General features: G+C 41.4%; 14 protein-coding genes and 3 pseudogenes. 10 read left to right on the top strand and 7 right to left on the bottom strand.

What is annotated here, in order from left to right:
* Nucleotides 1-15: 15 nt before the first annotated feature.
* The 5 genes and pseudogenes from S3O_RS0105070 to djlA form a co-directional block, all read right to left on the bottom strand.
* Entirely contained in the window at nt 16-2,556 is a 2,541-nt protein-coding gene (locus tag S3O_RS0105070; protein ID WP_010597994.1) for an LPS-assembly protein LptD, read from the bottom strand.
* A 147-nt stretch (nt 2,557-2,703) separates the two neighbouring features.
* The gene (locus S3O_RS0105065; protein WP_010597993.1) at nt 2,704-2,994 is read right to left on the bottom strand and encodes a hypothetical protein; all 291 of its coding nucleotides are present in this window, start codon (nt 2,992-2,994) and stop codon (nt 2,704-2,706) included.
* Between the two features lie 216 nt (nt 2,995-3,210).
* The gene (locus S3O_RS0105055) at nt 3,211-3,585 is read right to left on the bottom strand and encodes a hypothetical protein (protein WP_010597992.1); all 375 of its coding nucleotides are present in this window, start codon (nt 3,583-3,585) and stop codon (nt 3,211-3,213) included.
* Nucleotides 3,586-3,712: 127 nt separating this feature from the next.
* Nucleotides 3,713-4,260, bottom strand: a pseudogene (gene rpe, locus S3O_RS11525) (ribulose-phosphate 3-epimerase); the annotation flags it as partial.
* Nucleotides 4,261-5,085 carry a co-chaperone DjlA gene (gene djlA / locus S3O_RS0105045; protein ID WP_010597990.1) on the bottom strand — a complete coding sequence of 275 codons (825 nt, stop codon included), beginning with the start codon at nt 5,083-5,085 and terminating at the stop codon, nt 4,261-4,263.
* 117 nt (nt 5,086-5,202) lie between these two features.
* Between djlA and waaA the strand changes: the two genes are divergently transcribed.
* From waaA to S3O_RS18825, 3 genes are read left to right on the top strand one after another with little or no spacing between them, the layout of a single operon-like run.
* Nucleotides 5,203-6,474 carry a lipid IV(A) 3-deoxy-D-manno-octulosonic acid transferase gene (waaA, locus tag S3O_RS0105040; RefSeq protein WP_010597989.1) on the top strand — a complete coding sequence of 424 codons (1,272 nt, stop codon included), beginning with the start codon at nt 5,203-5,205 and terminating at the stop codon, nt 6,472-6,474.
* 3 nt (nt 6,475-6,477) lie between these two features.
* Nucleotides 6,478-6,705 (top strand): riboflavin synthase family protein, encoded by a 228-nt coding sequence (locus S3O_RS0105035; RefSeq protein WP_010597988.1) that lies wholly within the window; start codon nt 6,478-6,480, stop codon nt 6,703-6,705.
* Nucleotides 6,701-7,057, top strand: coding sequence for a riboflavin synthase (locus S3O_RS18825; RefSeq protein ID WP_328264348.1), 357 nt, complete (start codon nt 6,701-6,703; stop codon nt 7,055-7,057). The genes S3O_RS0105035 and S3O_RS18825 overlap by 5 nt, the downstream gene beginning before the upstream one ends.
* A gap of 121 nt (nt 7,058-7,178) precedes the next feature.
* Here the strand turns inward: S3O_RS18825 and S3O_RS20400 are convergent.
* Nucleotides 7,179-7,726 (bottom strand): annotated as a pseudogene (locus S3O_RS20400) (HAD family hydrolase); the annotation flags it as partial.
* Between the two features lie 408 nt (nt 7,727-8,134).
* Entirely contained in the window at nt 8,135-8,269 is a 135-nt protein-coding gene (locus S3O_RS19615) for a hypothetical protein (RefSeq protein WP_268869419.1), read from the bottom strand.
* A gap of 18 nt (nt 8,270-8,287) precedes the next feature.
* Between S3O_RS19615 and S3O_RS0105020 the strand changes: the two genes are divergently transcribed.
* From S3O_RS0105020 to S3O_RS18815, 7 genes and pseudogenes are all read left to right on the top strand, one after another.
* Complete coding sequence (locus tag S3O_RS0105020) at nt 8,288-8,626, top strand: alpha/beta fold hydrolase (RefSeq protein ID WP_010597984.1); 339 nt, start codon at nt 8,288-8,290, stop codon at nt 8,624-8,626.
* A gap of 648 nt (nt 8,627-9,274) precedes the next feature.
* Nucleotides 9,275-9,544, top strand: coding sequence for a deoxyribodipyrimidine photo-lyase (locus S3O_RS0105015; protein ID WP_010597983.1), 270 nt, complete (start codon nt 9,275-9,277; stop codon nt 9,542-9,544).
* The gene (locus S3O_RS0105010; RefSeq protein WP_010597982.1) at nt 9,544-10,071 is read left to right on the top strand and encodes a deoxyribodipyrimidine photo-lyase; all 528 of its coding nucleotides are present in this window, start codon (nt 9,544-9,546) and stop codon (nt 10,069-10,071) included. The genes S3O_RS0105015 and S3O_RS0105010 overlap by 1 nt, the downstream gene beginning before the upstream one ends.
* Entirely contained in the window at nt 10,064-10,192 is a 129-nt protein-coding gene (locus S3O_RS19610) for an FAD-binding domain-containing protein (RefSeq protein ID WP_010597981.1), read from the top strand. Before S3O_RS0105010 ends, S3O_RS19610 begins: the two co-directional genes overlap by 8 nt.
* Nucleotides 10,183-10,630 (top strand): annotated as a pseudogene (locus S3O_RS18820) (FAD-binding domain-containing protein). Before S3O_RS19610 ends, S3O_RS18820 begins: the two are co-directional and overlap by 10 nt.
* A 106-nt stretch (nt 10,631-10,736) precedes the next feature.
* Nucleotides 10,737-11,591, top strand: coding sequence for an MFS transporter (locus tag S3O_RS13900; protein WP_010597978.1), 855 nt, complete (start codon nt 10,737-10,739; stop codon nt 11,589-11,591).
* Nucleotides 11,581-12,018, top strand: a complete 438-nt coding sequence (locus tag S3O_RS18815) for a hypothetical protein (RefSeq protein WP_010597977.1) — start codon at nt 11,581-11,583, stop codon at nt 12,016-12,018. The genes S3O_RS13900 and S3O_RS18815 overlap by 11 nt, the downstream gene beginning before the upstream one ends.
* Nucleotides 12,019-12,159: the final 141 nt, after the last annotated feature.

Here is a 12,159-nt window from a genome sequence, read left to right as displayed (position 1 = left end):
GACGCATAATAGTTACTATAAAAAATTACTTCCTGATTGAAAGTCATCCTGATAACCAGGAATATTTTGAGTTAGAAAATCGGTTATATCACTGATGCCCACGGTACTCAAGCCTTTAAGTTGCCATTGAAAATAAATAACATTGCTGAAAATGGGGCCGCCCTCTTGATTGAGCGCATAAAAAGTGCGCCCAGTGACAATGCGAAACGCCCAACAGCAGCTATCGTATTGTAACCCGGCAAAAAAACTTTGTGCAGATCGATGACTGATATTGTAATTCCAGCCACCGACGGTGCTCCAGCGATTTTTTAGTGGAGTGGCAAATGAAAAGCCCAGGCGATTAAAATTGTTCTTATGGCTATCAGGTGGGGTCGGAGGGGTACTGACATAAGGGTCACCAAAGCGAATATGCCCATAATTTAAATTAAAAACCTGCAGCGGTGTAGGATGATATTGTAAGTTCAGTGCGGCATTCACGACAGAATGACTCGCTGGATCCCAAGCGATATCTGCCGTGGTACTCCATTGCGGTGCAAAATTATAATTGAGTTGCCCGGCAATCGGTGAGAACGTGGTGGTCGGTGAGGTTGCGCCGACGACATAGGACGGATTGGCAAACCAATCGGTGTTTTGCTCTGCCACGTTGAGTGGATCATTGAGACTGACCCGCCGATTTACAAAATAGTAAATGACCCCGATACTGGCTCTTAGTTTCTCTGCGCCAGTTAATTCGTCGAGTAAACGTGTGCTGAGCGCCAGGCTAAGCTGATTTGCATCGCCGAGGCGATCGGCACCACTGAAACGATTGGTGAGAAACAAACTATCGTAACTAAACGGGATGAGTGCGCTATCAAAAAGAGGGATATTGCTTTGATCACGGTAGGGAACATATAAATAAAAGAGGCGCGGTTCCAATGTTTGGCGATAGGTTCCATGAGAGGCGTGTAAGATGCGATCAAAATTTAAGCCTGTATCGAAGTTTAAGATCGGCAAAATACGTTGAATACTTTTTTCTAATCCTCCGACTTGTTCGGCAATTTGATATTGTGTTAAATCAAGTTGTAAACGCGGGATAAAGTAACCTGCCTCGTTGATAAATGGATAACTGATCGAAGGAGTTAAATGAAGACGAAATCCACGCGGCGATACGGTCGTTTGCCCAGGATCCTGGACGCGTTGAAAATAGGTCAGTTGATTATTCAACTGATAATGGAAGCCGTGAAACGTCATTTCTCGACTGTTGAGCGTGATTTCTGGAAGACTATTATACGGATTACTGACTTGTGCTTGATTTTCGGGATGGAGGGTTTGATAACGTAAAATACGGATTTTAAAATCCCAAAAATCATCTTGATACTCGACTTCGGCATGTTGGGCCAGTTGATTAATTGCGATCGTTGAGGGTTGATTAAAATCAGCCAGATAGTAATCATCACCGACCCAGTTAACATCAATTGAGCTATGCCAGCGTGAGGACCAAGTATGATTTTCTTGCCAAGAAAACATGAGCCGATTTTTTTTAGGAAGATTTGAATATAACTGTACGTTATTTTGTGCCCAAGCCACCGCTTCTCGATCGTAAGGTAAATAACTTAAATGTATGGTTCCTCGTCGGTACGGTGTTAAGTAACGAAAATGTGTATTGAGTTGTAAGCCGCGTTTTTCTAAAAAAACCGGTGTAAATAGAACATCGTAATTCGGAGCGAGATTCCAATAGTAGGGGACACCCAGCTGCCATCCAGATTGCGAGGTCATTGTGATGTTCGGAAATAAAAAACCAGATTCACGGCGATCGTCAATCGGAAAACCAAGGTAAGGTGTATAGAGGATTGGCGTGTCTCGAAAACGCAGCCACGCACCATACGCTTTGCCGCGACCTTTATTACGGTCTAAAACAATTTTTTTTGCTGTGACTTGCCAAAACGGATGAACGGGTACACAGGTTGAGTAACTTGTATCGCGTAAAATCAGTAAACCTTGCGCCGTTTGTTCAGCGCGACTCGCTGTTCCCCAAGCATAGACCGGCATTTGTTGGTTATTGCCGAGATGGATATGCGTATTGCGTAATAAAATACGATAAAGAATTTGTGTGAGCTGACCAGTCTGAGTATCGAGTGCAAAATGTGCTTGCTGCATTTGCAGCAATAAGTTGGGCTCTTCAATGCGAATATTACCCAGTAAATCCATATTCGTAATTTTCCCGGTTTTGGCATCACGGTAAAAATACACTTCATTAGCCAAGAGAGAACGGCCTGGCTGTTCAATGGTGACATGACCACTGAACTGCGATGTTCCAAAAAAAGATAAATGTGTTTGTTGCGCATGAATCTGCGTGGTCGCAGCATTAAAATCCAATAAGGGAATTCGAGTATAGGCTTGGAGTGGATTTTTATAATAGCCACCACAAATTCCTTGCCCATTGGCCACCCAGCCTAACGCTTTGGCAAGGGATGTGTCTGACAAGATTGTGGCTTGACGAGAGGAAGCTGCGCCTGAAAAAAACAATACCAAAGCGCAGCACGTATACTTAATCATCGAAGCGGAATGATTGCGCATTTATTGTTATTTAACTCCATTTAAATAATAAAAATAATAAAAACGAATTTAATAAACGAGGAAACTCCCCCCGCTGTGGTGGTTTGGGCCGTATTATTGTTAGCGCACGATAAGAAGGATAAAAATTAAGCAAGACAATGATTACCGTTAAAGTGAACTGAAATAATACGCCCCGTTTGGGCCAATTTCAAAAAAAGTATGGCAATAAAGTGTTTTTTGGATGGTTTCGCGATTTTGTGCACGAGAAAGTAAAAAGGACGGGCTAACCGAGTCGTTTCTCCAATAATCGTTTTTGGGAGCTAGGGAATCATTCCGACGATTAAGCGCTTTATTCAAAGAGGCAAGATGATCAGCAAAGGGGTCAGGATTCTGCAGCGGAACGGTTACGGTTTGATCGGTTAAGTATTGATATTCTTTATGGCCATTTTTGAGGATCAAGATAAAGTCGGGTTTTCCCCAATGTTTGACCAGCTGATCAGCCGGTTGACCGGGCCAAGCGTTGATTTTTTTTCATACCCCGCAGTGGTTGCGCACCCACTCAATAATAAAACGCACATTACAGCTGGCAAAAATAGCATAGTTGTTTCCTTAATTATTATTATCTAAGGATATACTAATAATGTTTGTGTTTATTTAAAATAGCTAATTACCGTTCTAGGCAAGACAATTATTTCCTCTAAAGTGGATAGAAAGAATACGGCCCCGCGCATCGGTTTCAAACAGGTTACGGCAGTACAGCACTTGTAATTGGGTTGAGAACCACGGCCGACTATAAAATGGAAACACGCCAAATGGATCGTTATAAAACGGTGAGTTGATTGTATATGGGACGGTCATCACGGTTTTTTTAGTGTACTGATAAAGGCGATGACCATTATTCATTTTTATCGCCGAATCCGGGACGCCCCATTGCCGAATTAAATTATTAATCGATTGTCCTTGCCATTGATTGATTTGGCGACGGTAACCCTCAGTTGTTGCACAACTGCTTAAAAAAAGAATCAGTAGAGTGAGCGTAACAAAACGCATATTAATATCCCCCTTGTGCCAAGGCAGCGCGAAACTGCTTGACTGTATTCGAATAAGATTGTGATTTAAAAAGTGCAGAACCAATAATCAACACATCGGCCCCAGCCTGCGCGACGTGTGCAATCGTTTCTTGGTTAACGCCACCATCGACTCCGATCTGGATAGGATATTTTTTTGTTTGATATATTGTTTTGCTGCAGAAATCTTCGACAAGACTTCGGGAAGAAAACGCTGTGCAGCAAAACCAGGGTGAACTGACATCAGGAGTAAAAAATCGAGATTTGGCCAGTTATCCTCGACGATACTCAGTGGTGTAGCAGGATTAATCGCTAAACCCGCTTTGCAGCCGAATTGACGAATCGTTTGTAAATCCGTTTTGACCGCCCGACTGGCCTCCGGATGAAAACTGATTTGGTGTGCGCCGGCTTGGGCAAAGCGTTGGATTAAATCAGAAACTGGCTGTACCATCAGATGAATGTCTAAAAAAGCAGTGGGCAGGTGGCGATGCAGTGCCTCACAAACGAATGGGCCAAACGTCAAATTGGGTACATAATGATTATCCATGACATCGACATGTAACCAATCGGCCCCGGCGTTAAGTACGGCGGCCGCATCTTGTGCTAAACAACCGAAGTCAGCGGACAAAATCGAAGCAGAAATGAGTTTTTTTGTCATTTAGATCCCCTTTGCCGAGCAAATACACTCGTAAGCGGCTTTAATATTTTGAGTTTTTTCTGTGGCCATTTTAATCATTTCTTCAGGGAGGCCTTTTGCCAGTAATTTATCGGGATGATGTTGGCTCATTTGTTTACGATAGGCTTTTTTTATTTCCGCAGGCGTTGCACTCTCTGTAATACCCAAGATAGCATACGCCTCCCGAAGATGCAGGGAGGACGATGGCCGGGAAGCGTGTTGATACCCTCTATTTTGTTGCGAATGGTAATTCTGACGGAAAGACTGTTCAAAATTGAACAAATGCTCAAATATAGTAAAATCCGGGGGAGAAAAACCAAGTGATTGACAAATCTGGCCTAACGCACGTTGTTTTTCTCGGCTAATGGGTTGTTCGGCTAAGACCGTTTGTATTTGGATTTCAATAAAAAATTTTAATAATACTTGGTTCCGCTGACATGTACTTACCAGTCCACGGAGTGTTTGTTCTAAGTTAAAAGAAGGCAGTTTCCCTTGATTAAATAACTCGATCGCTTTATAGCGCATGGTTTCGTTTAAGCCTAAGCGGCGCATGACTTGGCGCGCTAATTTAATTTCATTTTCTGATATGCGACCATCGAGCTTGGCTAAATGCCCCATGACTAAAAAAGTACTGTTAAAAAAGGCTTGTTGTGCCGCACTGGTATTTTGTTTCAAAAAAGACCAACTTTGATTATTGCTGAGTCCTTTATCAAATAGATGGCCAATAAATAGACCCAGTATTAACCCCAATGGACCGGCCAATAAGATCCCAAAAAAACCACCGATGACTTTGCCCCAAATATTCATGAGAAAAAACCTAACCCCAAAAAATTTGATTAAGATTAACAGGATATAATCTTGTCATAAAGTAACGTGCGCGTTAGAATCAAAGACCATATAATTTTAAGTATAAATAAATTAAGCATGCGGTACTTTTATACAGTCGTTTTTTATCTCCTCCTTCCTGTTATTTTGTTACGCTTATGGATCAAAAACCGTAAAAAACCAGCGGCTTTGCAACATTGGCACGAGCGTCTCGGCCTGGGTTTACGGCCGACGCCAACGCAGTGTATTTGGCTGCATGCGGTTTCCGTCGGTGAGTCTATCGCTGCGGTTCCGTTAATTAAACAATTAAAACAGGGTTATCCACAAATCCCAATTGTGGTCACGGGCGAAACCATCGGTGGGGCTGAACGTATTCAGGCCGCGTTAGGTGACCAGGTTCACCAGTTGTATGCGCCGTATGATGTACCTTGTGCACTCAAAAAATTTTTCCAAGCCTTACAACCACGGCTGATTATTTTGATGGAAACTGAACTCTGGCCAAATTTGTTGGCCGAAGCACAGCAGAGAAATGTTCCAGTGGTTGTTGCCAATGCCCGATTATCCGCGCGATCCGCATTAGGGTATCATCGTATTTTATCGGTCACGCAAGAAATGTTGTCTGGGTTAGGACAAGTGATTGCGCAAACGCAAGAAGATGCGAATCGATTTATTGCCTTAGGTTTGCCTGCTGAGCGGGCGCACGTTACCGGAAGTATCAAATTTGACCTAGAGTTACCTGAACAATTAGCAGAAAAAGCGCAAATGCTTCGTGCCTTATGGGGCGAAGAACGATGGGTATGGATTGCCGCGAGCACGCATGAAGGTGAAGAAGAGCAAATTATCGAGGCATTTACTCAGGTGCGCGCGAAACTGGGTCGTCGTGTTCTGTTGGTTTCAGTTCCCCGACATGTTGATCGAGTGCCTCGTCTCGAAGCACTTTATCAACGTCAAGGCTATCAAACTTTGAAGCGCAGCGATCATCAACCTTGCACAGTGGAAACCGATGTGTTCTTGGGTGATACGATGGGTGAGTTATTAACTTTTTATGCGGCATCCGATTTGGCTTTTGTCGGGGGTAGTTTAGTTGAACGAGGTGGGCAAAATCCATTGGAACCGGCTGCAGTCGGTGTGCCTATCTTAACGGGACCGCATACGTTTAATTTCTTGCTGATTACTGAGCAATTATTGGCACGTGGTGGTGAAATAAAAATAGAGAATGCTGCACAATTAGCTGAAAATGTGATCGCCTTGCTTTCTGACTCTGCACGACGTCAAGAGATGGGTGATAAGGCGAAAAAATTTGTTGTGGAAAATAAAGGCGCTGTGTTAAAACATCGGCAATTGTTAGATAAATGGCTCGAGACGGCTTAAATTATGTTTACGGGAATTACACAAGGTATTTTTCCGATTGTGGCGCTTTCTAAACACTTAGAAGTGTTATCTTATCGGGTCTTGTGTACTCCGAATTTTGTCAAGAATATCCAAATCGGTGCCAGTGTTTCTGTCGATGGGGTGTGTCAGTCTTTGCAAAAAACGACATTGAATACGCTGGCAATCGGAAGACAGGTTAGCTTAGAACGAAGTATGCGTTGGGGAGATTGAGAGAGGGCGTATTATTGAACGCAAGCCACATCCGTATCATCTGACATTAATGATAGAATGCTCGGCACGTTGTCTTTCCTTTACTTATGAAAAAGGGTTTATTGCCATTGATGGTTCAAGTTTGACCGTCGGTGAAGTGGATATCGATAAAAATAGTTTTACGGTCCATCTTATTCCTGAAACATTACGTGTAACCCACTTAGGTAAAAAAGCGGTAGGCGATGAAGTTAATATTGAACCGGAAATAAAAACCAAGATATTGGTTGAAAGTGTGCAGCGGACTTGGGCGCCGCTTGCCGGTCGGATATCGCGCTTAGAAGCGCAAATCGAATCCCTGATAGATAAAAAATAAGAATGTGCTGTAAGCTTATTCTAAAAGTAATGGCTGTAAATCGATTAATTCTTGGGTGTAATGCACGGCAACGTACTGGATCTCCATAACCATATTGTACCCAGCAGGAATCTGCACCGATTGCGTGCGCAAAACCTAAGTCAGCGGGCGTATCACCTACCATAAGTATTTCTTGTGGTGGTATCAATGGAAACTGCGGTTGAATAAACTCATTGTAAGCCATTGGATCCGGCTTTTTGCGTAAGGTTGGGATATCACCGACGACGATCGAGACAAATGTACTCAGTCTAAAATGTTTTAATGCCGCATGAATCGCCGCAACGGCTTTGTTGCTCACAATCGTTAACATAAGACCTGCGGATTTAAGCGTTTTTAAGAGGAGATAGACACCGGGAAAGGGGTGACTTTTTTTAGCGCCGACTTGGGAACATAAATGGCTTCATAAGTTTGATTCAATTGTTTAATTTCTTCCTCGGACGAGTCAGGACTTAATATGCGTAAACTGTTTTCCATGCCGAGTCCTGCACGAATGGTTTGGTTAGCAAAAGCATAATCAGGTAATGGTTTGCCCAATTGTTCATACGCGGCTTTGATCGCAAATAAAATCGCATCATGGGTGGCAAATAATGTGCCATCAAAATCAAAGATAATCAGTTTATATTTATTCATTTTAGGCTAGCTGCAATCCCAAGACAGAAAATCAAAAAGGACAAGAACGAATACGATAAGTGTAGCCTATTCATCATCAAATGGCTAAAAAATTATCGTATCGTGGATAAATGAATTTATTTTGTCTACTATTTTTAGTAAGTCAGATTTTTAATATGTTTAGCTTAGTATCTCGGCCACTTTATCGGCTAAATACAGGTGAAGAATTAAATCAGCGTAATTACTTGAGAGAAATGATTTAGAGTAAACTACAGATATTGAGTTAATAATAAAATAAAAAATTTATTTTATTATTAGAAGTTTGAGTAGAGACACTATAGAATTTATTATATTGTTTTGCTCGCATCGATAAGATAATAAATAATAGGACATAATCAGGTATAAGATGAGACAAAAAAACAAATTATTTTATATCGATAAGGGGGGCTGGATTTCCGCTTCTATTAGGCCATAGCTATCTTTTTGATCATAAGATGTGGTAACCACAACTTGATAGTTTAGCGCAACATTACCGGGTACTTGTACCGGACTTATGGGGGGCACGGATAGTCATATGTTAGTTTGCTTGATTTAATGGAACAAAAGGGATCCATTTCACCAGAGCGTTTGGATTATATTGTGAGCCAGTTTTATGCTCAGGAAGATTCAGTAGAGCGAGCTCAACATTTGCGTGACCATCTCATAAACCTTACAGCAGATAGATTGCGTCGTAGTATTGCCCCCTTGGGGCGCCTTATTTTTGGGAGGCCCAATCGTTTGCCCTTTCTTACAAAAATAAACGTTCCTTCTTTAGTTATTACAGGCGAAAAAGATAAATCGCGTCCACCCAGTAAAGGGGAACACATGGCCAAGATTTTAAATTGCACCCATGATGCTGGGCATATCAGCAATCAGGAATAACCTCAGCGGGTTACAGAGGTATTACTGACCTTTCTAAAACAATATTTTGATTAATACAGCGAGTTATTGGTGCACAATGTTTAGTCATACTGGATATGGCTTGTCCAAGCGTTGCTGTGCCCATAAAAAATTTTGATGTTTGTCTGTCAAAATGTATTCAAATAATGTTATTAAACGTTACGATTTAGTTTTATGAGTCATTTGTATGTACTCCTTTTTGAGGCGAGCACGTTGCGTTGTTTACATAACTTGACAGTATTTTTTCTTATTATTTTTGCAATGTGCGCGTTGTCTTATCGTTTGAGTAAATCGTTTTTTACGGCCACGTATCACGTGTTTCTTGATAAATGTAATCGATTTTTTTACAGATAGTTGTCTTTTGTAATTAAGTTTGCTAGTATAAGTTTTTATGGATTCATAAACTGTATTGGCACTTGATATGTTTAAGCAAAGCTTGGCTGGCTATTCCTAGGAATAGCCCGTATTTTTTTATTGATGTCACTCCCTTTGAATCAACGGTATCTTCAATACTTAAATTAGTATACTGATAAAATGCTTGCCTTAAATTTAATCATTTTTAGCGCTTTTTATACAAAAGCGAGGATTATTTAAATGAATAAAATACTCTCCGCAAGGAAATAACAGAGAATGAAAGGATTAGTTTGGTTTCGTGAAGATTTAAGAATACATGATCATACCGCGCTTTATCATGCGGCCAAAGAGTGTGACGGTGGTCTACTTGCGTTATATATTATTGATCCGCACGCTTGGCGGCAGCACCAGATGGCACATTGTCGTATCCAATTTTTATTAGCTGGATTACAAATACTTAGCCAAAATTTGCAGAAAAAAGGCATTGCTTTACACATTGAGACGGTAAAAACAACCCAAGAAATTCCAAAAAAATTAGTACGTTGATGGTAAAGCATCGATTAAAAAAATTATTTTTTAATCGACAGTATGAAGTCAATGAACAAAAACGAGATCAAGCGGTGGTAGACTGGTTAGGGCAACAGGATTGTGCTTGGGAAAGTTACGATGATACAGTGATCCTCCCACCTGGAACCGTATTAACGAAAAGTGACGAACCTTTTGCGGTGTTTACGCCTTTTAAAAAGGCTTGGCAAAATCAATTCATGCGCAGAGGTTTGCATACCCCGTATCCCTTACCGAAAAAACAAAGTCATTGGTCCTTGACCTCGCATCGTGTGCCCGTCATGGATAAGTTTTCATCGCCGATTCAGTGGCTAGCCGGTGAGGACGAAGCGCTCCGCCGTCTTAACTATTTCTTAACCCATCATTTGGAACAATACCATCAACATCAACTTTCTCCTTACTTAAGTACAGGAATGATTTCACCACGTCCGATGTTTCTTGGCGGCGTTGGCTGCGAATCAGGGGCGAATCGATGGCGGCGATCCCGGCGCATTGGCTTGGATGAATGAGTTGATTTGGCGCGAATTTTATAAACATTTATTAGTGGCTTTCCCTCGGCTATCCAAACATCAACCGTATCGATTGGAAACCGATCAATTACCTTGGGGTTCGGATCAAAAATGTTTTTGACCAAAAATTTATTTTTAGATTGGCGTTTAGGCGAAGCCTATTTTATACAACATTTAATCGATGGTGATTTAGCCGCGAATAATGGGGGATGATGCCGTACCGTATTTTCGTGTGTTTAATCCGGTTTTACAAAGTGAACGTTTTGATCCACAAGGGACATTTATTCGGCGTTACTGTCCAGAATTACAAGCATTCGATAATTGGGCCATCCATGATCCACACCACCGCGCGCCACTTTTAGTTCGACAAGGGGTTTATCCGGCACCGACGGTTGATTTGGCGGCGTCTCGACGCAAAGCAATTGTTGAATTTAAAAAAATTAAAATTCTAAAAAAAATAAATCTTTTAGTAAAAACAAGTGATTGTACCCATTTGATTTCACTGGTTTTCAATAAATCCTATTTTCAATATCTAGGGCCTGTCTATCCAGTCGAATAAAAAAATAGCCGTCGCGTGTGTAAAATGGTATAAATACTGAAAATTATGAGTTATTTTATTATCTTTTTTGATAAAACAATCTTTTTAAAACAAGGTTTTTTTTATTATGCGTTTACAGAACAATGATTTTACAGCGCACCGTTTTTATCCCTGGCTCGTTATCACCTTATCGTCTTTTTTTCTTTTTTATAAATATGTTTTGCAAGTTTCGCCAAGTATTATGGCCGATGATCTCATACATGCTTTTCATATTAATGGCGCAGGGTTTGGAAATTTAGCGGCTACTTTTTTTTATTCGTTTCTCATTACTCAGCTTTTTGTGGGTGTTTTACTTGATAAATATAGCCCCCGTTTATTAACAACGGCGGCTTTACTTTGTTGTGCGGTGGGAACGTACTATTTTTCGAATGCGGGGAGTTTATTGCCAGCGATGGGTGCTCGGGCATTGATGGGGGTGGGCGCCGCGTTTGCAACCGTCAGCTATATGAAAATGGTCAGTTTATGGTTTAAGCCCGAACAATTTGCGTTTGTGAGTGGTTTTTTAGTGTCCGCTGCAATGTTGGGTGCGATTGCTGGACAAACACCCTTATCCTTATTGGTGCAATCTGTAGGTTGGCGGAAAAGTTTATGGATTTGTTCGGTTATCGGTTTAATTTTGGCGATATTGTTTTATTCGCTGGTTCGGGATGGCCCGAAGCAGACGCTCAATGCAGTACGTGATCAGTCCGCCACACCCTTTTCTTGGTCTGATATTTGGGCCGTGTTATCAAGTAAACAAAATTGGTTAATTACCTTATACAGTGGCTTAGTGTTTTCACCCATTGATGCGTTTGCTGGATTGTGGAGCATTCCTTTTCTCAAAGAAGCGTACCATTTAAATCAAACTCATGCGGCCTCATTTATTTCCCTTATTTTTTTTAGGATTGGGCTTAGGGAGCCCCTTATTAGGATTGCTTTCTGATTGTTTAGGGTATCGACGGCGTATTATGATCATCAGTGGTTTTATCGCTTTGCTCAGTATTAGCTGGGTGATTTATGTTCCCCAATTACCACTGTGGCTGCTCGCTGGATTATTATTTATTTTTGGTTTTAGTACCGGCGCCTTTATGCTTGGTTTTGTGTTGGGCCGAGAATTAAATAAACTCGTTGTGGCTGCGACGGTGATGGCGTTGATTAATACGGGTGATGTGATTTTTAGCGCATTAACGGAACCCTTAATTGGCCGCTTACTGGATAGCCGTCACGAGGGAGTGGTGATCACCCAGACTTTTTCGGTGGCCGATTATCATTATGCGCTCAGTGTTGTGCCGATTTATATCCTGCTTTCCCTGATTCTTTTATTGTTTATCAGAGAAACTCACGGTAAGCAAAAAGAGCAAGCTGAATAAGATCTTCAGCGTCTTTAAGGTGTTAATTGATCAATCACATTGTGTTGATAATCGGCTTGGAGAATCGGTAATTGACGATAATCGTCGAGGACTTGACGGCAAGCGATCACCTGTGATTTTTTCGTGACTTGCTGATAAAAT

It is taken from the genome of Rickettsiella massiliensis 20B (genome assembly GCF_000257395.1).
Lineage (GTDB): Bacteria > Pseudomonadota > Gammaproteobacteria > Diplorickettsiales > Diplorickettsiaceae > Diplorickettsia > Diplorickettsia massiliensis.
Note: the sequence above shows the minus strand (reverse complement) of the source record. Positions and strands in the feature narration are given on the sequence as shown.

Bases quoted from the DNA above. Each gene is read 5' to 3' on its own strand.
- S3O_RS0105070 (WP_010597994.1), bottom strand. From the start codon at position 2,556: ATGCGCAATCATTCCGCTTCGATGATTAAGTATACGTGCTGCGCTTTG.
- S3O_RS0105055 (WP_010597992.1), bottom strand. From the start codon at position 3,585: ATGCGTTTTGTTACGCTCACTCTACTGATTCTTTTTTTAAGCAGTTGT.
- djlA (WP_010597990.1), bottom strand. From the start codon at position 5,085: ATGAATATTTGGGGCAAAGTCATCGGTGGTTTTTTTGGGATCTTATTG.
- waaA (WP_010597989.1), top strand. From the start codon at position 5,203: ATGCGGTACTTTTATACAGTCGTTTTTTATCTCCTCCTTCCTGTTATT.
- S3O_RS0105035 (WP_010597988.1), top strand. From the start codon at position 6,478: ATGTTTACGGGAATTACACAAGGTATTTTTCCGATTGTGGCGCTTTCT.
- S3O_RS0105015 (WP_010597983.1), top strand. From the start codon at position 9,275: ATGAAAGGATTAGTTTGGTTTCGTGAAGATTTAAGAATACATGATCAT.
- S3O_RS0105010 (WP_010597982.1), top strand. From the start codon at position 9,544: ATGGTAAAGCATCGATTAAAAAAATTATTTTTTAATCGACAGTATGAA.
- S3O_RS19610 (WP_010597981.1), top strand. From the start codon at position 10,064: ATGAATGAGTTGATTTGGCGCGAATTTTATAAACATTTATTAGTGGCT.
- S3O_RS13900 (WP_010597978.1), top strand. From the start codon at position 10,737: ATGCGTTTACAGAACAATGATTTTACAGCGCACCGTTTTTATCCCTGG.